Annotated in this window: 20 protein-coding genes and 1 riboswitch; of the genes, 15 read left to right on the forward strand and 5 right to left on the reverse strand. The window is 62.3% G+C overall.

All coding sequences use genetic code 11. From position 1 onward, the window contains the following. Nucleotides 1-11: 11 nt before the first annotated feature. Both J8G26_RS09205 and J8G26_RS09210 read left to right on the forward strand, forming a co-directional pair. A complete protein-coding gene (locus J8G26_RS09205) occupies nt 12-830 on the forward strand; it encodes an enoyl-CoA hydratase/isomerase family protein (protein ID WP_210568716.1) in 819 nt (272 codons plus the stop codon). A gap of 6 nt (nt 831-836) precedes the next feature. Then, on the forward strand, nt 837-2423 hold the full coding sequence (locus tag J8G26_RS09210; protein ID WP_210568717.1) for a malonyl-CoA synthase: 1587 nt from the start codon (nt 837-839) through the stop codon (nt 2421-2423). Between the two features lie 107 nt (nt 2424-2530). Here J8G26_RS09210 and J8G26_RS09215 read toward each other — a convergent pair whose 3' ends face one another. Continuing rightward, nucleotides 2531-2974, reverse strand: coding sequence for a universal stress protein (locus J8G26_RS09215; protein WP_210568718.1), 444 nt, complete (start codon nt 2972-2974; stop codon nt 2531-2533). A 104-nt stretch (nt 2975-3078) separates the two neighbouring features. On the opposite strand from J8G26_RS09215, the gene J8G26_RS09220 reads away from it, so the two are divergent. The 9 genes from J8G26_RS09220 to J8G26_RS09260 all read left to right on the forward strand — a co-directional run bounded on the left by J8G26_RS09220 (nt 3079) and on the right by J8G26_RS09260 (nt 11113). Next, the gene (locus tag J8G26_RS09220; protein ID WP_210568719.1) at nt 3079-5520 is read left to right on the forward strand and encodes a cation-translocating P-type ATPase; all 2442 of its coding nucleotides are present in this window, start codon (nt 3079-3081) and stop codon (nt 5518-5520) included. Beyond that, entirely contained in the window at nt 5520-5657 is a 138-nt protein-coding gene (ccoS, locus tag J8G26_RS09225; protein WP_087746500.1) for a cbb3-type cytochrome oxidase assembly protein CcoS, read from the forward strand. Before J8G26_RS09220 ends, ccoS begins: the two co-directional genes overlap by 1 nt. Nucleotides 5658-5721: 64 nt before the next feature. Next, complete coding sequence (gene ccoN, locus J8G26_RS09230) at nt 5722-7161, forward strand: cytochrome-c oxidase, cbb3-type subunit I (protein ID WP_210568720.1); 1440 nt, start codon at nt 5722-5724, stop codon at nt 7159-7161. 18 nt (nt 7162-7179) lie between these two features. Further along, nucleotides 7180-7812, forward strand: coding sequence for a cytochrome-c oxidase, cbb3-type subunit II (gene ccoO, locus J8G26_RS09235; RefSeq protein WP_210568721.1), 633 nt, complete (start codon nt 7180-7182; stop codon nt 7810-7812). Between the two features lie 12 nt (nt 7813-7824). After that, complete coding sequence (locus J8G26_RS09240) at nt 7825-7962, forward strand: cbb3-type cytochrome c oxidase subunit 3 (protein WP_087748304.1); 138 nt, start codon at nt 7825-7827, stop codon at nt 7960-7962. A 24-nt stretch (nt 7963-7986) separates the two neighbouring features. Continuing rightward, complete coding sequence (gene ccoP / locus J8G26_RS09245) at nt 7987-8901, forward strand: cytochrome-c oxidase, cbb3-type subunit III (protein WP_087746494.1); 915 nt, start codon at nt 7987-7989, stop codon at nt 8899-8901. A 65-nt stretch (nt 8902-8966) separates the two neighbouring features. Further along, nucleotides 8967-10412 (forward strand): cytochrome c oxidase accessory protein CcoG, encoded by a 1446-nt coding sequence (ccoG, locus tag J8G26_RS09250; RefSeq protein ID WP_210568722.1) that lies wholly within the window; start codon nt 8967-8969, stop codon nt 10410-10412. Nucleotides 10413-10487: 75 nt separating this feature from the next. Then, nucleotides 10488-10760 carry a FixH family protein gene (locus tag J8G26_RS09255; RefSeq protein WP_087746491.1) on the forward strand — a complete coding sequence of 91 codons (273 nt, stop codon included), beginning with the start codon at nt 10488-10490 and terminating at the stop codon, nt 10758-10760. Nucleotides 10761-10819: 59 nt separating this feature from the next. Beyond that, nucleotides 10820-11113, forward strand: a complete 294-nt coding sequence (locus tag J8G26_RS09260) for a hypothetical protein (protein WP_210568723.1) — start codon at nt 10820-10822, stop codon at nt 11111-11113. Nucleotides 11114-11134: 21 nt separating this feature from the next. Here the strand turns inward: J8G26_RS09260 and fnr are convergent, their stop codons facing one another. After that, entirely contained in the window at nt 11135-11857 is a 723-nt protein-coding gene (fnr, locus tag J8G26_RS09265; RefSeq protein WP_210568779.1) for a fumarate/nitrate reduction transcriptional regulator Fnr, read from the reverse strand. Nucleotides 11858-12046: 189 nt separating this feature from the next. Between fnr and hemN the strand changes: the two genes are divergently transcribed. The 4 genes from hemN to J8G26_RS09285 all read left to right on the forward strand — a co-directional run bounded on the left by hemN (nt 12047) and on the right by J8G26_RS09285 (nt 18116). Further along, the gene (hemN, locus tag J8G26_RS09270; RefSeq protein ID WP_210568724.1) at nt 12047-13429 is read left to right on the forward strand and encodes an oxygen-independent coproporphyrinogen III oxidase; all 1383 of its coding nucleotides are present in this window, start codon (nt 12047-12049) and stop codon (nt 13427-13429) included. 31 nt (nt 13430-13460) lie between these two features. Next, nucleotides 13461-14207 (forward strand): sulfite exporter TauE/SafE family protein, encoded by a 747-nt coding sequence (locus J8G26_RS09275; protein WP_210568725.1) that lies wholly within the window; start codon nt 13461-13463, stop codon nt 14205-14207. Between the two features lie 190 nt (nt 14208-14397). Continuing rightward, entirely contained in the window at nt 14398-15678 is a 1281-nt protein-coding gene (locus J8G26_RS09280) for an HD-GYP domain-containing protein (protein WP_210568726.1), read from the forward strand. Next, on the forward strand, nt 15675-18116 hold the full coding sequence (locus J8G26_RS09285) for a bifunctional diguanylate cyclase/phosphodiesterase (RefSeq protein WP_210568727.1): 2442 nt from the start codon (nt 15675-15677) through the stop codon (nt 18114-18116). Before J8G26_RS09280 ends, J8G26_RS09285 begins: the two co-directional genes overlap by 4 nt. Before the next feature lie 79 nt (nt 18117-18195). On the opposite strand, the gene J8G26_RS09290 is transcribed toward J8G26_RS09285, so the two are convergent. From J8G26_RS09290 to J8G26_RS09300, 3 genes are all read right to left on the reverse strand, one after another. Next, nucleotides 18196-19011, reverse strand: a complete 816-nt coding sequence (locus J8G26_RS09290) for a sulfite exporter TauE/SafE family protein (RefSeq protein ID WP_210568728.1) — start codon at nt 19009-19011, stop codon at nt 18196-18198. 337 nt (nt 19012-19348) lie between these two features. After that, nucleotides 19349-19708 carry a cell division protein ZapA gene (locus J8G26_RS09295; RefSeq protein WP_086912035.1) on the reverse strand — a complete coding sequence of 120 codons (360 nt, stop codon included), beginning with the start codon at nt 19706-19708 and terminating at the stop codon, nt 19349-19351. Beyond that, nucleotides 19705-19926 (reverse strand): DUF904 domain-containing protein, encoded by a 222-nt coding sequence (locus J8G26_RS09300; RefSeq protein WP_087746481.1) that lies wholly within the window; start codon nt 19924-19926, stop codon nt 19705-19707. The genes J8G26_RS09295 and J8G26_RS09300 overlap by 4 nt, the downstream gene beginning before the upstream one ends. A gap of 36 nt (nt 19927-19962) precedes the next feature. After that, a riboswitch (cobalamin riboswitch) is annotated at nt 19963-20200 on the forward strand. Nucleotides 20201-20247 lie beyond the last annotated feature (47 nt).

Raw genomic sequence — 20247 nt, forward strand, 5'->3', positions numbered from 1 at the left:
AAAGGAATTACATGCCAGGGGAAGTTGTCGCGGCGCGGGCCGCAGGAGCGGCCGGCGAAGCGGGCGTGGTGCAGGTCACGCTGCGCCACACCGGCCGGCTCAACGCGATGTCGCGCGCCATGTGGCGCCAGCTGCGCTCTGTTTTTGAGAGCATTCAGCGCAATCCGGATGCGCGCTGCGTGCTGATAGAGGGGGCGGACGGTGCCTTCTGTGCCGGCGGCGACATTTCGGAATACCCGGCGTTCCGCTTCGATGCCGCCGCGCTGCGCGACTTCCACGAAAACGATGTCTGGGGCGGTCTGCAGGCCATGCTCCAGTGCGACGTGCCCATCGTGGCGCGCATCGACGGCGCCTGCATGGGCGCGGGCGTGGAGATTGCCAGCTGCTGCGACATCCGCATTGCCGGCAGCAGCGCACGCTTTGGCGCCCCCATCGCCCGGCTGGGGTTCCCCATGGCGCCGCGTGAAGCGCAATTGGTGGCGGGCGCGGTGGGCGATGTCACCGCACGCCAGATGCTGCTGGAGGCGGCCACTTTTTCTGCGGCCGACATGCTGGCGCGCGGGTTTCTGAGCCGCGTCACCGAGCCCGGCCTGCTGGCCGCCGATGCGCTGGGCACGGCCTGCCGCGTGGCGGCCCTGGCGCCGCAAGCCGCACGCCTGAACAAGCAGACATTTCGGGCATTAAAAGTGCCTGTAGCGCCCGGTGGTAAACCGCAAGCAGCTATTGAAAACATAGTAAATGGCACACTCGACCCCTACGCCTATGCCGACAGTGCCGAGCACCGCGAAGGCATCGCGGCTTTCCTGGCCAAACGTCCCCCTGTTTTTTGATTCGCCATGAAACAACCGAACCACAACGCCAATCTGTTTTGCGCCCTGCGCGCTGCTTTTCCCAGCGATCTGGACCAGATCGCCGTCGAAGCCACCTCGCCCCAGGGCGAGCCGCTGCGCTACACCTGGCGCGACCTCGACCACGCCAGCGCGCGCATCGCCAATCTGCTGGCGTCGCTGAAGCTGCCAGAGGGCAGCCGCATCGCGGTGCAGGTGGAAAAATCGGTCGAGGCCATGCTGTTGTATCTGGCCACGCTGCGCGCGGGCTATGTGTTCTTGCCGCTCAACACGGCCTACCAGAGCGGCGAGATCGAATATTTCGTGGGCAATGCCGAGCCCGCCGTGGTGGTGTGCACGCCCGGCAACTTCGGCTGGGTGAGCAAGATTGCCTTCACGGCCGGCACGCAGCATGTGTTCACGCTGGGCGACGACCGCACGGGCAGCCTGCTCGATCGCGCCGCGCACCATGGCGACGATCACCAGCCGGTGGACAAGGGGGCGGATGACCTCGCCGCCATCCTCTACACCAGTGGCACCACGGGGCGCAGCAAGGGGGCGATGCTGACGCATGGCAACCTGCTGAGCAATGCCGTGACGCTGAAGGACTACTGGGGCTGGACGGCCACCGGAGGGCCTGATGGCCGTGGCGATGTGCTCATCCACGCACTGCCCATCTTCCATGTGCACGGCCTGTTTGTGGCCATCCACGGTGCGCTCATCAACGGCAGCAAGATGATCTGGATGGCCAAGTTCGACCCCAAGGCCGTGCTGGCCGCCATGCCGCGCGCCACCGTGTTCATGGGCGTGCCCACGCTCTATGTGCGGCTGCTGGCCGAGGCGGGGCTGAACCAGGACGCCACGAAGCACATGCGCCTGTTTATCGCCGGCTCGGCGCCGCTGCTGATTGAAACCTTCAACGCCTGGCGTGAGCGCACCGGCCACACCATTTTGGAGCGCTACGGCATGAGCGAGACCATCATGCTCACCTCCAACCCCTACAGCGCCGACGCGCGCCATGGCGGCCAGAGCGAGCGGCGCGGCAGCACCGTGGGTTTTGCGCTGCCCGGTGTGGGCTTGCGCGTGGTCGATGATGCGGGCAAGGACTTGCCGGTGGGCGAGATCGGCAACATCCAGGTGCAGGGCCCCAATGTGTTCAAAGGCTACTGGCGCATGCCCGAGAAGACCGCCGAAGAGTTCACCCAGGATGGCTGGTTCAAAACCGGCGACGTGGGCAAGGTGGACGAGCGCGGCTATGTCAGCATCGTGGGCCGCAGCAAGGACCTCATCATCAGCGGCGGCTACAACGTCTATCCGGCAGAAATCGAAAGCGCCATCAACGACATGCCGGGCGTGGCCGAGAGCGCGGTGGTGGGTGTGCCGCACCCCGATTTTGGCGAGGTGGGCGTGGCGGTGGTCATCGCCAAGCCGGGCGCACAGATCGACGGCGAGGCCATCGTGGCGCAGCTCAAGTCGCAGCTGGCCAACTTCAAGATTCCCAAGCGTTGTTTTGTGGCGACCGAGCTGCCGCGCAACACCATGGGCAAGGTGCAAAAAAACCTGCTGCGCGAGCAGCACAAAGGGCTGTTTGCCTGAGCGCCGATTTGCCGTTCACGGACAACGGGGCCTCAAGGGCCCCGTTTTGCTTCTATCTTGATAGCTGGTAGCGCTGATTGCATAAGCGCTAGCGGCATATTTTGTGCTTAACGCAGCACCAGCACCGGAATGTGCGAGTGCGTGAGCACATGCTGGGTTTCGCTGCCCAGCAGCAGGCGCTTGATGCCCTTGCGGCCGTGCGAGGCCATCACGATCAGGTCGCACTTGTGCTTCTTGGCGGCTGCGATCACGGCCTCGGCCACCAGGTCGGACTTGGCCACCACGGGCTTGACCGTCACGCCCTCGGCGCTGCCCTGGGCCTTCACTTTGTTCACCAGCGCCTGGGCCGCGTCGCCCCATTGCTGCTCGATGCGCTTCACGTCAATCATGTCCACCGGCATGCCGCCTTCAAAATAGCTGCGCGGGTAACGCGGCACCACTTTCAGTGCGACCACCGTGGCGCCCGACAGGGCGGCCAGGGACAGGCCGGTTTGAACCGCCTTGTTGGAAAGTTCAGAACCGTCGGTGGCCACCAGAATGCGTTTGTACATGTCGGACTCCTCAAAGTTGGGGTGGTCAGAGCTTAGAGAGGACCATGGTTTGCGGCTTGATCCATGTCAATGTACGTGTCATGCTTGGCCGGTAGGCTCGAACCATGTCCACGAACTCCTCCACTTTGCCAGATATGGCGGCGCATGTGCTGCTGGATGACCCGCAGGAATGGGCTGCGTTCGGGCGCCTGCGCCGGCCGGCGGGCAGCGGTGCCCGGGATGCGGGGGCTGCGCAGGATGTTCCTGGGGCGCTTGCCTCCGCGTCGCCCGATGCGGTGTGGGAGTCGAACGTGGTGCTGGAGGGCATGCACTGCACCGCCTGCGCCTTGACCATTGAAGACGCATTGCGCGCGGTTGCGGGCGTGGAGCAGGTGGACGTGAGCGCCGCCACGCACCGCGCCCGCGTGGTGTGGCGGCCCAGCCAGGTGCTGCCGTCGCAGTGGATGGCCGCGGTGCAAAAGGCGGGTTACCGTGCCTTGCCGGCGATGGATGCCCATGCGCGCGAGCAGCGCCTGCGCGAGAGCCGGCTGGCGCTGTGGCGCTGGCTGGTGGCGGGCTTTTGCATGATGCAGGTCATGATGTACGCATGGCCCGCCTATGTGGCAAAGCCGGGCGATCTGACCGGTGAAATGGAGCAGTTGCTGCGCTGGGCCTCGTGGGTGCTGACGCTGCCGGTGGTGTTCTTTGCCTGTGGCCCGTTCTTTGGCAGTGCGCTGCGTGACATCCGCCTGCGCCGCGTCAGCATGGACCTGCCGGTGGCCCTGGGCATGGGCATCACTTTCGTGGTGAGCACGGCAGGCACGTTTGACCCCGCGGGGGTTTTGGGCCGCGAGGTCTATTACGACTCGCTGACCATGTTCGTCTTTTTCCTGCTGACCGGCCGCTGGCTGGAGCTGCGCCTGCGCGACCGCACGGCCGGCGCGCTGGAGGCCGTCATGAACCGCCTGCCCGACAGCGTGGAGCGGCGCGGGGCCGACGGCGTCTTTACCCGCGTGACCACGCGCCGGTTGGCCGTGGGTGATGTGATTCGCGTGCTGCCGGGCGAGGCTTTTCCTGCCGATGGCTGCATCACGCGGGGCAGCACCCAGGCCGACGAAGCCCTGCTCACGGGCGAATCCACGCCCGTGGCGCGGCCCTTGGGCAGCCAGGTGACGGCGGGCAGCTACAACCTGCAGGCACCGGTCGAGGTGCGGGTGCTGGGCATTGGTGGTCAAACCCGTTTTGCGCAGATTCTGGCGCTGATGGAAAGCGCTTCGCTGCAAAAGCCCCGTCTGGCCCAGCTGGCGGACCGCATTGCGCGGCCATTTTTGCTGGCGGTGCTGCTGGCGGCCGGGCTGGCCGTGGCCTGGTGGTGGCCGTCCGATCCGGGGCGCGCCCTGATGGTGGGTGTGGCGGTGCTCATCGTGACCTGCCCCTGTGCCTTGTCGCTGGCCACGCCGGTGGCCATGCTGACAGCGGCCGGCACACTGGCCCGCCACGGCGTGCTGGTGCGCAACCTGCAGGGCCTGGAGGCCCTGGCCAGTGTGGATACCCTGGTGTTCGACAAGACGGGCACGCTCACCCGGGACGGCATGGCCGTGCAGACCGTGCGTTGCGCGCCGGGGCTGGGCCGCGATGATGCCCTGGCGCTGGCGGCCACGCTGGCGCGGCAATCCATGCACCCGGCCTCGCGCGCCATCGTGGCGGCCGCGCCCGTGGCCAGCGCGCGCTGGAGCGCCGTGAACCTGCGCGAGGATGCCGGCCTGGGGCTGACTGCCGAAATCCACGACGCACAGGGCGCGCTTCCCCCACGCTTGCTGCGGCTGGGCTCGGCCCGCCATGCCGGCGTGGCCGCGCAGGACGGCGCAGAGGCGCTGCAGGTGGTGCTTTCGGGGCAGGGGAGCGACGGCCAGTTCACCGAGTTGGCACGCTTCGATGTGATCGAGGACGTGCGGCCCGAGGCCCCTGACGTGGTGCGTGCCTTGCAGCAGTCGGGCGTCGCGGTGCAGATCCTGTCGGGAGACCGGCTGGGCGCGGTGCAGCGGGTGGCCGCGCAGGCGGGCATCGCCCAGGCCCAGGGCGAATGCACGCCCCAGGACAAGCTGGCCGCCCTGCAGCGGCTGCAGGCACAGGGGCGCCATGTGGCCATGGTGGGCGATGGCCTCAACGATGGCCCGGTTCTGGCGGGGGCGAATGTGTCGTTTGCCTTTGGCCGCTCGGTGCCGCTGGCCCAGGCGCGCGCTGATTTTGTGGTGCTGGGTGGCAGCCTGTTGCTGGTTGCGCAATCTGTGCTGCTGGCGCGCCGCACCTTGCGGGTGGTCAAGCAGAATCTATGGTGGGCTGCGGGCTACAACGCGGTGTGTGTTCCCTTGGCATTGGTCGGCTGGATGCCGGCCTGGCTGGCGGGGCTGGGCATGGCGCTCAGTTCGCTGCTGGTGGTGCTGAATGCCGCCCGTTTGTCCCAATCCCTGCCCGGTGTGCAGGTGGTGGGGGTGAACCCGCAGCAGCCGATGAAAGGCCCCGCACCCATGACCTCTGCCTCCCAATCTTCCCTGGACCCGGTCTGATGGACATCCTGTATTTGCTGATCCCCTTGTCGGTCATTTTGGTGCTGATGGTTCTTGCGGGCCTGTGGTGGGCGGTTTACCACGGCCAGTTCGAGAGCGTGGAGCAAGAAGGCGAACGCATTTTTCGGGACGATTGACATGCATCAATGTTGAATAACCCTGCTTGGACAAAACTATTCCAGTAATCAAACGAGGTGCCCGATGGATTCTCCAAAAACAATGGCTGTGCACTACAGCGATACGGTGGTGCGACAGTTTTCTATCATGGCCGTGGTGTGGGGGGTGGTTGGCATGCTGGTGGGCGTCATCATCGCCGCCCAGCTGGCTTGGCCAGAGCTCAATTTCGGCATTCCCTGGCTGAGCTACGGGCGCTTGCGCCCGCTGCACACCAACGCGGTGATCTTTGCGTTTGGTGGTTGCGGGCTGTTTGCCACCAGCTATTACGTGGTTCAGCGCACCTGCCAGACACGCCTGTTCGCGCCCTCGCTGGCCGCGTTCACGTTCTGGGCCTGGCAACTGGTCATCGTGGCTGCGGCAGTCAGTCTGCCCCTGGGCTTCACCCAGGGTAAGGAATATGCCGAGCTGGAATGGCCGATTGACATCCTGATTGCAGTGACCTGGGTTTCCTATGCGATCGTGTTTTTTGGCACCGTGGGCACCCGCAAGGTCAAGCACATCTATGTGGCCAACTGGTTCTTCGGCGCCTTCATCCTGGCGGTGGCCTTGCTGCACATCGTCAACAGCGCGTCCATTCCTGCAGGCTTGATGAAGAGTTATTCGGCCTACGCGGGGGTTCAGGATGCCATGGTGCAATGGTGGTACGGCCACAATGCCGTGGGCTTTTTCCTCACCACGGGCTTCCTGGGCATGATGTATTACTTTATTCCCAAGCAGGCGGGCCGTCCGGTGTACAGCTACCGCCTCTCCATCGTCCACTTCTGGGCACTGATCTTCACCTACATGTGGGCGGGCCCACACCACCTGCACTACACCGCGCTGCCCGACTGGACGCAATCGGTGGGTATGGTGTTCTCGCTCATCCTGCTGGCCCCCAGCTGGGGCGGCATGATCAACGGGATCATGACCCTGTCGGGCGCATGGCACAAACTGCGTGACGACCCCATCCTGCGTTTCCTGATCGTGTCGCTGTCGTTTTACGGCATGTCCACGTTCGAAGGCCCGATGATGTCCATCAAGACCGTCAACGCACTGAGTCACTACACCGACTGGACCGTGGGCCATGTGCACTCTGGTGCCTTGGGCTGGGTGGGTCTGATCACCATGGGCTCGCTCTACTACCTGGTTCCTCGCCTGTTTGGCCGGGAAAAGATGCATTCCATCAAGGCAATTGAGCTGCACTTCTGGATGGCCACCATCGGTATCGTGCTGTACATCGCTGCCATGTGGATCGCCGGCGTGATGCAGGGCCTGATGTGGCGCGCCATCAACGCAGACGGCACCCTGACCTATACCTTCGTGGAAAGCGTCAAGGCCACTTATCCGTTCTATGTGATCCGTGTGGCCGGTGGTCTGCTGTATCTGGGCGGCATGATCGTCATGGCCTGGAATGTGTGGGCCACCGCTATTTCGGGGCGTTCGGTCAAGGTGGCGATTCCCGCCGTGAACGCTGCCCACGCCTGAGCCCCAAGGAGCCTATTCATGTCTGACAACAACCAAAATGCTTCTGGCGGCTTCACCCACGAGAAGGTGGAAACCAACAACTTTCTGATGATCGTGCTGATTTTGCTGGTGATCGCCATTGGCGGCCTGGTGGAAATCGTGCCCCTGTTCTTCCAGAAATCTACGACCGAGGCGGTCAAGGGCGTGGAGCCCTATAGCTCCATGCAATTGGTGGGCCGCGACATCTATATCCGCGAGGGTTGCTACAACTGCCACTCGCAGATGATCCGTCCGTTCCGCGCCGAAACCCTGCGCTATGGCCACTACTCGGTGGCTGGCGAGTTTGTCTATGACCACCCCTTCCAGTGGGGCAGCAAGCGCACGGGCCCTGATCTGCATCGCGTGGGTGGCAAGTACAGCGATGAATGGCATCGCATCCACCTGAACAATCCGCGTGACGTGGTGCCCGAGTCCAACATGCCCGCGTATCCATGGCTGGAGAAGAACACCATTGATCCGGCCGATGTGGCTCCGCGCATGAAGGCCTTGCGGACCGTGGGCGTGCCCTATACCGACGAGCAGATCGCAGCGTCTGCCGCCGACGTCAAGGGCAAGACCGAAATGGATGCCCTGGTTGCGTACCTTCAAGTCATGGGCCGCGCGCTCAAATAAAGGAGATTGGCCATGGACATCACGACCATGCGCATCGTCGCCACCTTGGCATCGATGGCCTGCTTTATTGGCATCTGGCTCTGGGCCTACAGGGGCCGCAACAAGTCCCGGTTTGATGAGGCAGCCCGCCTGCCCTTCGAGCAAGATTGACCTTCACCAGAACGAGAACACCCCATGAGTGACTTCACCAGCAATTTCTGGTCGGTCTTTGTGACCACGCTGACCCTGGTCGGCATCATCGCCTGCGGCATCCTGCTTTGGATGGCGGGCCGCAAGAAAGTGAAGGCCACGGCCGACAACACCACAGGCCACGTCTGGGACGAGGATCTGGTCGAAATGAACAACCCTCTGCCACGCTGGTGGGTGTGGCTGTTTGTCATCACCATCGTCTTCGGCCTGGGTTATCTGGCTGCCTACCCCGGCCTTGGCACCTTCACGGGCAAGCTGAACTGGACGCAACTCGGTGAATACGAGGCTGAAATGGCCAAGGCCAAGACGGAAATCGAGCCCCTGTATGCACGCTTTGCTTCGATGAAGCCGGAAGATGTGGCGGTGGACCCCCAGGCCCATGCCATTGGCGAGCGCCTGTTCATGAACAACTGCGCCCAGTGCCACGGTTCGGATGCGCGCGGCAGCAAGGGTTTCCCCAACCTGGCCGACAACGACTGGCTGCATGGCGGCACGCCCGAGAAAATCCGCGAGACCCTGGAAAAGGGGCGTATCGGCAACATGCCTCCCATGGCTGCCGCAGTGGGTTCGCCGGAAGATGTGCGCAATCTGTCGCATTACGTGCTGAGCCTGTCGGGCAGCCCGCATGATTCTTTGCGGGCATCGCTGGGCAAGTCCAAGTTCGTCTCATGCGCCGCCTGCCATGGCATGGACGGCAAGGGCAACCAGGCCTTGGGCGCCCCCAACCTCACGGACGACATCTGGTTGCACGGCTGGGGCGAAGCTGCCATTGCAGCCATGATCAATAGCGGCAAGGTCAACCAGATGCCAGCGCAAGCCGACAAGCTGACCGATGCGCAGATCGGCGTGCTCGCATCGTACGTATGGGGCTTGTCCAACAAGCCCGTAGCAGCCCGCTGAAATCAGGGCGGCCCCGACCTTGGTGGGGCCACCCGATATGTTTTTCTGCTCTTACGGCCCGCACCATGACATCACCTGACAGGCCACCGCGCAAGGTCATCCCCATCGCGGCGGCTACACCCGAGCCATCGGCAGAGGGTGAATTCGTTTCCCTCTACGAGGCGCAAAAGAAGATTTACCCGCGATCGATCAGCGGGTACTTTGCGCGCTGGCGCTGGGTCATGGTGTTTCTCACGCAGCTTGTTTTTTATGGGTTGCCGTGGCTGGAGTGGGGCCAGCGCCAGATGGTGCTGTTTGATCTGGGTGCCCGCCGGTTTTATATTTTTGGACTGGTCCTTTACCCGCAGGATTTCATTTACCTGACGGGGTTGCTGATCATTTCGGCGCTCTCGCTGTTTCTGTTCACCGCGGTGGCCGGTCGCTTGTGGTGCGGATTTGCGTGTCCACAAACGGTCTACACCGAGATGTTCATGTGGATAGAGCACAAGATCGAGGGTGATCGCAGTGCGCGTCTGCGACTGGATGCGAGTCCCTGGACTTTCGAGAAGATCCGCAAGAAGTTCCTGAAGCAAACCGTGTGGGTGGCAGTGTCCGTTTGGACGGGATTCACCTTTGTGGGTTACTTCGTGCCGATCCGGGAACTGGGTCCCGAGTTGCTGGCTTTTTCCGGCGGCTGGCAGATTTTCTGGGTGGTTTTCTATGGCTTGGCCACCTATGGCAACGCGGGCTTTCTGCGGGAGCAGGTGTGCAAATACATGTGCCCCTATGCGCGGTTCCAGAGCGCAATGTTCGATCGCGATACGCTGATCGTGACCTACGATGAAGCCCGAGGCGAGCCGCGTGGTCCCCGGGTCAAGACGGTGGATTACAAGGCCAAGGGCCTGGGCGACTGCATCGACTGCACGCTGTGTGTGCAGGTATGTCCGGTGGGCATCGACATCCGCAAGGGTTTGCAATATGAGTGCATCGGCTGCGGCCTGTGCGTGGATGCGTGCAACACCGTCATGGACAAGATGAACTACCCCAAGGGGTTGATACGGTATTCGACCCAGAATGGTGTGCTCAATCGCTGGAGTCAATCGCAAATCCTGCGGCATGTCTTGCGCCCCCGCGTGCTCATTTACACCGCGGTTCTGGTGGCCTTGTGCGTGGGCATGCTGGCCAGCTTGACAACGCGCACCCCCCTGAAAGTGGATATCGTGCGTGACCGTGCCGCCTTGTCCCGCATTGTTGCCGGGGGTAAGCTGGAAAATGTCTATCGGCTGCAAATCATGAATGCCACCGAGGCCGCGCAGCGCTATCGCATTTCAGCGAACGGGCTGGAGGGCCTTGAAGTGGCCTCTGAGCAGGAGGTCGACATTGGCGCCGCAGAATCCCGCTGGGTGGCCGTGCGACTCCAGATTCCTTATGGATCGGCGGCTCCTGGTTCCCATGCGATTCATTTCGATATTTCGGCACTGGAAGGCGGTGGCAAAGTGACCGAAAAATCCATTTTCCTGGTGCCGCGTTAAATGCAGGTCACTGCAGGTCACTGCAGGTTCCGTGGTGTCTTGTGATCTGTATTGCTGACAAGCTGAGGAGGTTTTATGTCATCCAGCCCCGTTGTTGCTTCTGAACCGCAGCCTTGGTGGAAGTTTGGTCATGTCTGGCTGGTGATTGCCGGGCCGGTCATTGTGGTGATTGCCGGATTCGTCACGTTGTGGCTCGCCGTCAGTCGGCCGGACCCTGTCGTTGAGGAAGACTATTACCGCAAGGGAATGGAGATCAACCAGACGCTGGCGCAGCCTGAAAAAAGCCTGGCCCCGGCACTCAAGGCCCGCAACCACGCGGCAACACCTGCCGGGGACCAACCTCGCTGAGATTCAATGCCAGCCTGGTGGATGCACATCACTTCAGAAAAATCTTAGGAGACAAGACGATGTGGAAACAACGCTTGATGTGGATTGCATGGCCTGCCTTTCTGGTGGCGGGCATTCTGGAAATGCTGGTTTTTGCCATGGTGGATCCGCAGGATCTGCATTGGTTTGGCCAGCCATTGACGCTGTCGCGCCAGGGCGTTTATACCCTTGCGTTCTTTGTCTTCTGGATTGTTACCATGCTTGCCAGTGCGCTGACGACACTGCTGTCCATGTCATCCTTTGAACTCAACCGCTGCCCGGTGCCCCCAGAGGCTCGGCCGGACGATTGTCACAAGGCTTCGTCATGCCCGTAAGGGTGGATTCCTCGATGGCGATCAGTGGCAGGCCTGCTGGCTGTTGACGATGCGCTTGAGGGCCTCGGTGTCCAGAATGCGGACATGGCGCTGTTTGACTTCCACAGTGCCGTCTTCTACAAATTTCGAGAACGTGCGGCTGACGGTTTCCAGTTTGAGTCCCAGGTAACTGCCGATTTCTTCCCGCGTCATCCGCAGCACCAGTTCAGATTGCGAGAACCCGCGGGCGTGCAGGCGTTGCACCAGATTGAGCAGGAACGCAGCAAGGCGCTCTTCCGCGCGCATGCTGCCCAGCAAAAGCATGACACCGTGCTCGCGAACGATTTCGCGGCTCATGATTTTGTGAACATGGTGCTGCAGGGCATTGACTTCGCGCGACAGTTCTTCGATGCGGTCGAAGGGCATGACGCACACTTCGGCGTCTTCGAGGGCGATGGCGTCGCAGGTGTGGTGGTCGTTGACGATGCCATCGAGCCCAATGATTTCACCGGCCATCTGAAAACCAGTGACCTGGTCACGCCCGTCTTCCGTGGCGACGCAGGTCTTGAAAAAACCGGTGCGAATGGCATAGAGAGAGGTGAATGCCTCTCCATTGCGAAAGAGGGTGCCGCCACGTTTGATTTTTCGTCGCACGGCCACGATGTCATCAATGCGTTGCAACTGCTGTTCGTTCAAACCTACGGGCATGCACAGTTCGCGCAGGTTGCAGTTGGAACAGGCGACTTTGATGGTTTGCGGATTCATGGACACTGGAACCTGGTTGGGCCGGGATAGTTGGCTGATGTCTGTTGGGACGCAATTGTCCCGCGCTGCGACCCGGTGGCTGATATGAATCAAATTGTCACCGCTGCGTCCCTTCGTGCTCTTGATTAAGGTCAAGGACGTCGATTGAAGGGTACGGCACAGTACTGGTGCACGCAAGGATATTTTCCCATGACCGCTGTTTCACCAGAACTTCTGCGCCGTTTTGACGTGCCAGGGCCTCGTTATACCTCCTATCCCACCGCGGACCGGTTTGTGGAGGCGTTTGGGCACGAAGACTACGTGCTGGCGCTCTCGCAGCGCCGGGTGGGTACCACGGCCATGGCACTGCCACTGTCCCTGTACGTCCACATTCCGTTTTGCGAATCGCTGTGTTACTACTGCGCATGCAACAAGATCATCACCAAGCACCATGACCGTGCCGATGTGTATTTGCGCTACCTCAGCCGCGAGATCGATCTGCACACAGCCCACTGCGGCACCGGGCAGGTGGTCAGTCAGCTGCACCTGGGTGGCGGCACGCCCACTTTTCTCTCGGATGACGGACTGCGGCAACTCATGGCAACGTTGCGGCGCAGCTTCACGTTCGCGCCGGGTGGTGAGTATTCCATCGAGGTCGATCCCCGCACTGTCACCGCGGAGCGCCTGGCGGTGCTGGCGGAGCTGGGATTTAACCGGCTGAGCTTCGGCGTGCAGGATTTCGATGCCGAGGTTCAGAAGGCGGTGCACCGCATCCAGCCGGCAGAGCAGGTGTTTGCGCTGGTGGAGGCATCTCGCGCTTTGGGCTTTGAGTCGGTGAATGTGGATCTGATCTACGGACTGCCGCGCCAGACGCCCGAGTCGTTCGACCGCACGTTGGCGCAGGTGGCGCAATTGCGCCCCGACCGGATCGCCCTGTATGCCTATGCCCATCTGCCCGACCGCTTCAAGCCCCAGAGACGCATCATTTCGACGGAGCTCCCCGCCGCATCCGCCAAGGTGACCATGCTGTCGCGCTCGCTCGATGCCTTCATGGACGCAGGTTATGTGTACGTGGGCATGGACCACTTTGCCCTGCCTACCGACGCCCTGGCTGTTGCCAAGCGGCAGGGGCGATTGCACCGCAACTTTCAGGGTTACAGCACACAGCCCGACTGCGATCTCATTGCCCTGGGTGTGTCAGCGATCGGCAGGGTGGGGGCCACCTATAGTCAGAACGCCAAGTCGCTGGAGGAGTATTACGACCATCTGGACCAGGGACGTTTGCCGGTGGTGCGAGGATTGGCACTGAACCGCGACGACCTGGTGCGCAGGGCGGTCATCATGGCGCTCATGTGCCAGGGCGAAGTGCAGTTCGAGCCCATGGAGCAGGCGTGGCTCATTGATTTTCGGACGTATTTCGCGCCGGAGCTGGAGCAACTGGAGACCATGGCCGAGCAAGGCCTTGTCGCGCTGAATTCCGAAGGCGTCAAGGTGACGCCCATGGGCTGGTTTTTTGTGCGCGGCATCGCGATGGTGTTTGACCGTTATTTGCAGGCGGATCGCAATCGGGCCCGGTTTTCCCGCATCATCTAGGTTGGACAGATCGAACTGTGCACCAGGTTTCATGCTTGCGCCCCTTGCCATAACTGCCTTGCTCATGGGTCTCGCCGGTGGGCCCCATTGCCTCGCCATGTGCTCCGCACCTTGCGGTGTGCTCGTGGGCCAGGGCGCGCCGTGTTCGACTGCGGGCGATACCGGCGATACCGGCGGCACCGCCTCCCAGCCCGTGCAGTGGCTTGCCCAAGGCGCAATGCCGCGCCGCTTGTTGGTGTTCCATCTCGGGCGCCTGGTGGGCTATGCCGGGGCGGGCGCGCTGGCTGCGCTGGCCATGGACAGCCTGGCATGGCTGACGCAGCAAACCATGGCCTTGAGTCAGGTATGGACGTTGATGCATGTTGCGGTCATGGTTTGGGGACTGATGATGATGGTGCAGGCGCGCCAGCCTGCCTGGGTGGAGCAGGCTGGGCGTGCGGCCTGGCGCCGCGTGCAACCCCTTGTCCGTGCACCGGGCGGGCTGATGGTGGCGGGGGCGCTTTGGGCGCTCATGCCGTGCGGATTGCTGTACTCGGCGTTACTGGTTGCAGCGCTCAGCGGGGGGGCCGTGCAGGGCGCTGCCACCATGGCGCTGTTTGGTGTGGGCAGTGGCCTGTGGCTGGTGGGCGGCCCCTTGGTATGGGGCAAATTGCGTTCATACCTCAATGCCGTGCGGGCCAGTTGGGGGACTAGGCTGGCGGGAGCATCGCTTGTGGGGGTGGCCGGCTGGGCCTTGTGGATGGACCTGGTCTACAAACCGTCTCTCTGGTGCCGGTAGCCAATAGTCTCCCCGGGCTTGAGCGGAATAATCCTGGGCAGAACGTCTCTGGCTCTTTCGACTGTTCTGTGGCGCAGTGTTGTTTGACATTGCTGCTTTTTTGCTGCGAGGGGCGGAGTGGCCGGTGAAGTGGCGATAATTGTTGTAATTATTGGTGGAATTCATATCGCCATGTTTCGCCTCCTGTGTCGTGAATTCTTCCCTCCTTATTGATATTAGTCAGCTTCGTGTCGGTATGTACGTTCAGCTCGATTTGGGCTGGATGCGTCACCCCTTCCCGGTGAGCAGCTTTCGCATTGCGTCCGCAGACCAGATCGCCACGCTCAGGGAGCTGGGCATCGTAGAGGTTCGTTACTTCCCCAGTAAAAGTGATCCTGAAGTGCATGCGCTGGATAGGAACTCTGGCAACGCGCGCGACACCCTTGCTGCAGAGTCGATCGAAGACGCAGTGGCGCAGGTTTCTGCTGACGCGGATTCCGTCGCGGCCCGGAACTGTTCCCACCTGGAGCTTCAGAGTCGGGTGCTGGCCGCGTGCAATCAGCGCTTCGGGGACGCAACGCGGCAGTACCAAGCGCTGGAGCGCACGGTTGTTGTTCAGCCCGACTTGGCTCGCACCCAGTGCGAGGTGGTAGTGTCGGATTGCCTGAGGGAGTTGCTGGAGAACGGCGACTCCGTGATCCGTCTCCTGTCAGAAGGCGTGGGCGAGAGCAGCGCACAGCATCCCGTCAACGTGATGGTCATCAGCCTTTTGCTCGGCAAGGCACTGGGCATGAAAAGCCCGGAACTGCACGAACTCGGGATCGCTGCGTTGCTGCACGATCTCGGCAAGCTCAACGTGCCGACTGCCGGTTTCACGCCGGTCGAACGGCAGCGGTATGAATCGCACGTAGGGCAGTCAGTTGCCTTTGCGCAATTGATGGGATTGTCTGATTCGGTCCTGACAGCGATCGCGCAGCACCATGAAATGGCAGATGGGAGCGGATTTCCCCTGCATCTCGTGGGCGAGGATATGCAACGTTCGGGCCAGATATTGGCTTTGGTCAACCACTACGACCGGATGTGCAACCCCGCGGCGGGTGTGGATGCCTTGACGCCCCATGAAGCCCTGTCAGTGATTTTTGCCCAGATCAAATCCCGCTTTGACCCGGTGGTGCTGGGCGCCTTCATCCGCATGATGGGCGTGTATCCGCCGGGATCGGTGGTGCAGCTTGTCAATGACCGTTACGCCATCGTGGTGTCGGTCAACTCCTCCAGACCGCTGCGGCCCAAAGTGATCGTTCACGATCCTCGGGTTCCCAAGGATGAGGCACAGGTGCTGGATCTGGAGGCGATGCCCGAACTGGGCATACGACGCAGCTTGAAACCTGCCCAGTTGCCGCGCGATGCCCTCGACTACCTTTCGCCACGCAAGCGGATTTGCTATTTTTTTGAACGCGCTGTCGACCCGGGTCCTGACGAGGCCCAAGCGTGAGTCAGTTGCCGCTGCTGTCTTTGCTGGACGGTCTGCTGGAGGCAGTGTGGCTCGTGGATGGCCACAGCTTGCGCATCCTTTTGGCGAACAAGGCGGCCGAGCGACTGGCAGGCATGCCAGCAAATGACATGGTGGGCAAGCCGGTGACATGCCTGGCGGCAACGCCCCAGGATCACGCATTCTGGGCCGAGCCCGTTGCCACCCTTGCGGATGGCATACGCTCGCATACCAGTGTGTTGCGGCCAGATGGTTTGCTGGTGCCGGTCGATCGGCGTGTCAGCTGTGTGGAACAAGGCAATGGTCGTGCGGTTTTTATGCTGACGATGCTCGATCGCAGTGCCCATGAGGCCACAGAGCGGGAGTTGGAGACCCTGCTTTCAGAATTGCGCGCCACCCTCGACTCTGCGGCCGACGGAATGCTTGTGTGCGGGCTTGATGGGCGTGTGCGCGCTTTCAACCAGCGGTTGGCGCAAATCTGGAGCATTCCACGCGACCTCCTGGTGCAGCGCAACGACGCTGCGGTGCATGACCATATGGCATCCCGGGTGGTGGATCGCCAAGACTACCAGCAACGCCTGATTGCCCTTGAGCGCGAGCCCCTGCTGGAGAGCGCCGACATCCTGCAGTTGCACGGTGGCCTGACGGTGGAACGGCGCGTTGTGCCCCAGCTTCACCAGGGACGCCCCGTGGGGCGGGTGTATTCGTTTCGGGATATCACCCGCCAAGCGGAGGTGCAGGCCAGCTTGCGCCTGGCTGCACGGGTTTTCGATTCCAGCCTGGATGCCATTTTCATTGCAGACAGCCGGCATCACCTGATGCGCATGAACCCGGGTTGCGAGCGATTGGTGGGCGCCGGTGCTGCTGCTTTTGTGGGGTGTATGGCGGCGTCCCTGTTTGGCAATGGGTCGGATGCCTCGTTCATGGCGCAGGTGCTGGCGGGGTGGGACCGCGACGGTTTCTGGGAGGGCGAGCTCTGGCTGCCCCGTGACAATGGCGCCTACTGTGCCGTGCATCTTTCGTGGGTGGCCTTGCACGATGACGAAGGCCGGCTGGTGCAAAGCATTGGCTTCATGCGAGACCTCACGCTACAGCATGCAGCCCAAAAACGCATTGAAGAGCTCGCCTACAGCGATGTTCTGACTGGCCTGCCCAACCGGTTGCTGCTGTCTCAGCGGGTGGATACCGCAATCCAGGGTGCTCGCGCAAGTGACACGGGCTTTTCCATTCTTTTCCTGGACCTGGACCGGTTCAAGATCATCAATGACTCTCTCGGTCATCCGTTTGGGGATCGGGTATTGCAGTTGGTCGCCGAGCGTCTGCAGGCTTGCCTGCGGCAGACGGACATGCTGTGCCGTCTCGGTGGCGATGAGTTTGTGATTTACGTGCATGGGGCCGACGCCGTTGTGGCAGAAAGCGTGGCGCGCCGGATACTGGACGATATGCTCAGCCCCTATTTGCTCGATGGCATGGGCTTCTCCATCCAGTGCAGCATCGGCATGGCGTTGTATCCGCAAGATGGGGCCACTCTCGACGACCTCATCAAGCAGGCCGATACGGCCATGTACCGTGTCAAAGAGCGGGGGCGTGGCAGCTATGGCTTCTACCAGCCGCAGATGAACGCCAACCTGTTGTCGCGCATGAAGCTCGAGCACGCCATGCGCCAGGCGCTGGGCGAGCAGCGCCTGGCCGTGCATTACCAGCCCCAGGTGAATCTTCTTACCGGCAGGATCGTCGGAGCGGAAGCACTCATCCGCTGGACGGATCCCGAGTTTGGTGTGGTGTCCCCCGCGCAGTTTGTGCCCTTGGCCGAGGAGTCGGGCTATATCGTGACGCTGGGGGCGTGGGTCATGGAGCAGGCGGTGCGCGAGGCTGCCCAATGGAGGCACGAGGGCATGCCCATTGTGGTGTCCGTCAATGTGTCTGCCCTGGAGTTTCGCCAGACTGATTTTGTCGAACGCGTGACCCGCCTGCTGGCCGTGCACCAGTTGCCACCGACCTTGCTGGAGCTGGAACTGACCGAAACCATCCTGCTGCAGGACGCGCAGGAAATGGAGCAGCGATTGGGGGCTCTGGCAGAGCTTGGCGTAGGCCTGGCGATTGACGACTTTGGTACGGGCTACTCCAGTCTGGCCTACCTGAAGAAGCTGCCCATCCACAAGCTCAAGATCGACCAGTCGTTTGTGCGGGGCCTGCCCGAGGATGATGGCGACCGTGCCATTGTCAGTGCCATCATCAGCATGGGGCGTGCGCTGCATATCGAAGTGGTGGCAGAGGGGGTGGAAACTACTACCCAGCGTGCCGTGCTGCAACAAATGCAGTGCGAACATTTTCAGGGGTTCCTGTGCTCACCTGGCCTGCCCGTGGCCGAGTTCCGCCAGTTGCTGGGCAAATCCACCCACGGGCTGGCGCAGCTTGCGCCAGAGGCGCCGACCGTTTAGGTCGTGAACATGCTCTTTGGCCGGCGCATGGACCGGGCCGCCGCATGATGCGTCGACCCCCGCAATGCGGAGTGTTGGTTCAGAAGGCCGACAAGCCTTTCCAGAGCATGTAGGCTGCGAGCATGAGCAGCAGGCTGGCAAACACGCGTTTGAGTTGTTTGACCGGCAGCTGGTGCGCAGCCCGGGCGCCCAACGGCGCGGTCAGCACGCTGCAGGTGGCAATGACTGCCAGAGCAGGCAACCAGATATAACCCAGCGAGGCAGGTGGCAGGCCCGCCACGGATTGGCCGCCCACCGCATAGCCCACCACATTCGCCAGGGCAATGGGAAAGCCCAGGGCCGCACTGGTGGCCACAGCATTGTGAATGGCCACGTTGCACCACGTCATGAAGGGCACGCTGACAAATCCCCCGCCCGCGCCCACCAGGCCGGACAGGAAACCAATCAGCCCGCCCGCCGTCAGTTGCCCGCCGGTTCCCGGCATCTGCCGGGACGGCGCTGGCTTCTTGTCCAGAAACATTTGAAAGGCCGAGAAGCTCACGAAAAGCCCAAAGAAGATCGCGAGAAATGCGCCCTTGAGCAGCGCGAAAACGCCCAGGCTTGCTACCAGCCCGCCCAACACGATACCGGGCGCCAGCCGACGCACGATGTCCCAACGCACGGCACCGCGCTGGTGGTGTGCGCGAACGCTGGAAACCGAGGTGAACATGATCGTGGCCATGGAGGTGGCAATGGCCATCTTGACGGCGAGATCGGGCGCCACTTGCTGGTGACCCAGGATGTAGGTCAGAAAAGGCACCAGCAACATGCCACCGCCAATACCGAGCAGCCCCGCCAGAAAGCCGGTGCCCAGACCGAGGATTCCGAGTTCAACCATCAGAAGGGGTTCAAGCATGGGGCAAAGGAATGCGGAAAGGCTGAGTGCGCCGCGTCTGTGCAGTGTGTGGGTGCACTGACGGGGGAGAAAAAGAGGGTGTCTGCAAGTGCCACCGGACCGGCATCCTGAACCGGGGGTTCAGGTGGGCGAGGGCAGCCTGGCGTTGGGTTCATCTGACGCGAGATGATCACGCTCACCGGGCGATGTACCAAGCCCGTGCTCAGTGAGCATTGGTTCAAGGAAATATAAAGCCCGGCAGCACCGCAGACGCCACTATTGTAGGCGTTGGCCGCGCGAACTGCAGGCACTGCGCGATGTAAAGATGGCAACCGACGATGCGCCGCAGGGGCTTGCCTCAGAGCAGTCGTCCGTCATCGCCCAGGGCCTCATCCAGTCGCTGCACGAGCGACTGCAGCCGCTGGGAATCCGTGCTGGCGTCAAGCGGCAGGCTGGCCGGCCCGCTGGTCTGGGTTTGCGTGGCTTGAGGGGCGGGCGCAGCCGCCAGATCAGTGGCTTCGCGGTCGGCGATGTCAAACGCAAGGTTCAGTGCTGCCAGCACCGCAATGCGTTCGCGCGACCGCACCTTGCCGGCATCGCGGATGCGCGTCATGGCGGTGTCCACACGCTCCACCGCTTCCAGCAATCGCGACTCGTGCCCTTCGGGGCAGGACAGCAGATAGCTTTGCTGCAGGATCTGCACCTCGATTTGCTTCATTCGGCGTCCTTGGGAGGTGGGGCTGGCGGCAGGCGTTCCAGCAATGCGTCAACCCGGGCGCGGGCGGCGCTCAGGCGCGATTTGAGGGAGTCGCGCTCCTGTGTGAGGTCCGCCACCTGGCTTGCCAGCAGGGCGTTGGTGCGTTGGAGTTCAGCGTGGCGCAAGAGCAGCCGCTCAACGCGCTCGGCGATCTGGTCGGTGGTGGAGGGAGCGTCCATACAGCCCGCGATTGTAGAGGGGCGCACCCGGAATGCCCTTAAAATCACGCCGTTGGTGCTCGCGGTGTGGTTCACATACCGCAGTTCAACGGGAAGCAGGGAGGTTTCACCAAACATGGTGCGCCCAGCCTGCGCTGCCCCCGCAACGGTCAGCGGACGAATCATCCGATTCCCTCTCCATTCACAAGCCACTGGGCGCCTTGAACAAGCGCCTGGGAAGGCATTGGAGGGCGTTCCGCCAGCCCGGATACCGGCCAACACGGTGGTTTCGTGCGCCTTTTGAGGCAAACGCAACCTTGTCTCCCACATGCTGGCGGGGAA

Source organism: Acidovorax sp. JG5 (assembly GCF_017939685.1).
Taxonomy (GTDB): domain Bacteria; phylum Pseudomonadota; class Gammaproteobacteria; order Burkholderiales; family Burkholderiaceae_C; genus Acidovorax.

Bases quoted from the DNA above. Each gene is read 5' to 3' on its own strand.
- J8G26_RS09240 (WP_087748304.1), top strand. From the start codon at position 7,825: ATGGACATCACGACCATGCGCATCGTCGCCACCTTGGCATCGATGGCC.
- ccoO (WP_210568721.1), top strand. From the start codon at position 7,180: ATGTCTGACAACAACCAAAATGCTTCTGGCGGCTTCACCCACGAGAAG.
- J8G26_RS09210 (WP_210568717.1), top strand. From the start codon at position 837: ATGAAACAACCGAACCACAACGCCAATCTGTTTTGCGCCCTGCGCGCT.
- J8G26_RS09295 (WP_086912035.1), bottom strand. From the start codon at position 19,708: ATGAAGCAAATCGAGGTGCAGATCCTGCAGCAAAGCTATCTGCTGTCC.
- ccoN (WP_210568720.1), top strand. From the start codon at position 5,722: ATGGATTCTCCAAAAACAATGGCTGTGCACTACAGCGATACGGTGGTG.
- J8G26_RS09260 (WP_210568723.1), top strand. From the start codon at position 10,820: ATGTGGAAACAACGCTTGATGTGGATTGCATGGCCTGCCTTTCTGGTG.
- ccoG (WP_210568722.1), top strand. From the start codon at position 8,967: ATGACATCACCTGACAGGCCACCGCGCAAGGTCATCCCCATCGCGGCG.
- J8G26_RS09255 (WP_087746491.1), top strand. From the start codon at position 10,488: ATGTCATCCAGCCCCGTTGTTGCTTCTGAACCGCAGCCTTGGTGGAAG.
- J8G26_RS09205 (WP_210568716.1), top strand. From the start codon at position 12: ATGCCAGGGGAAGTTGTCGCGGCGCGGGCCGCAGGAGCGGCCGGCGAA.
- J8G26_RS09220 (WP_210568719.1), top strand. From the start codon at position 3,079: ATGTCCACGAACTCCTCCACTTTGCCAGATATGGCGGCGCATGTGCTG.
- J8G26_RS09290 (WP_210568728.1), bottom strand. From the start codon at position 19,011: ATGCTTGAACCCCTTCTGATGGTTGAACTCGGAATCCTCGGTCTGGGC.
- fnr (WP_210568779.1), bottom strand. From the start codon at position 11,857: ATGAATCCGCAAACCATCAAAGTCGCCTGTTCCAACTGCAACCTGCGC.
- hemN (WP_210568724.1), top strand. From the start codon at position 12,047: ATGACCGCTGTTTCACCAGAACTTCTGCGCCGTTTTGACGTGCCAGGG.
- ccoP (WP_087746494.1), top strand. From the start codon at position 7,987: ATGAGTGACTTCACCAGCAATTTCTGGTCGGTCTTTGTGACCACGCTG.
- J8G26_RS09275 (WP_210568725.1), top strand. From the start codon at position 13,461: ATGCTTGCGCCCCTTGCCATAACTGCCTTGCTCATGGGTCTCGCCGGT.
- J8G26_RS09300 (WP_087746481.1), bottom strand. From the start codon at position 19,926: ATGGACGCTCCCTCCACCACCGACCAGATCGCCGAGCGCGTTGAGCGG.
- J8G26_RS09215 (WP_210568718.1), bottom strand. From the start codon at position 2,974: ATGTACAAACGCATTCTGGTGGCCACCGACGGTTCTGAACTTTCCAAC.
- ccoS (WP_087746500.1), top strand. From the start codon at position 5,520: ATGGACATCCTGTATTTGCTGATCCCCTTGTCGGTCATTTTGGTGCTG.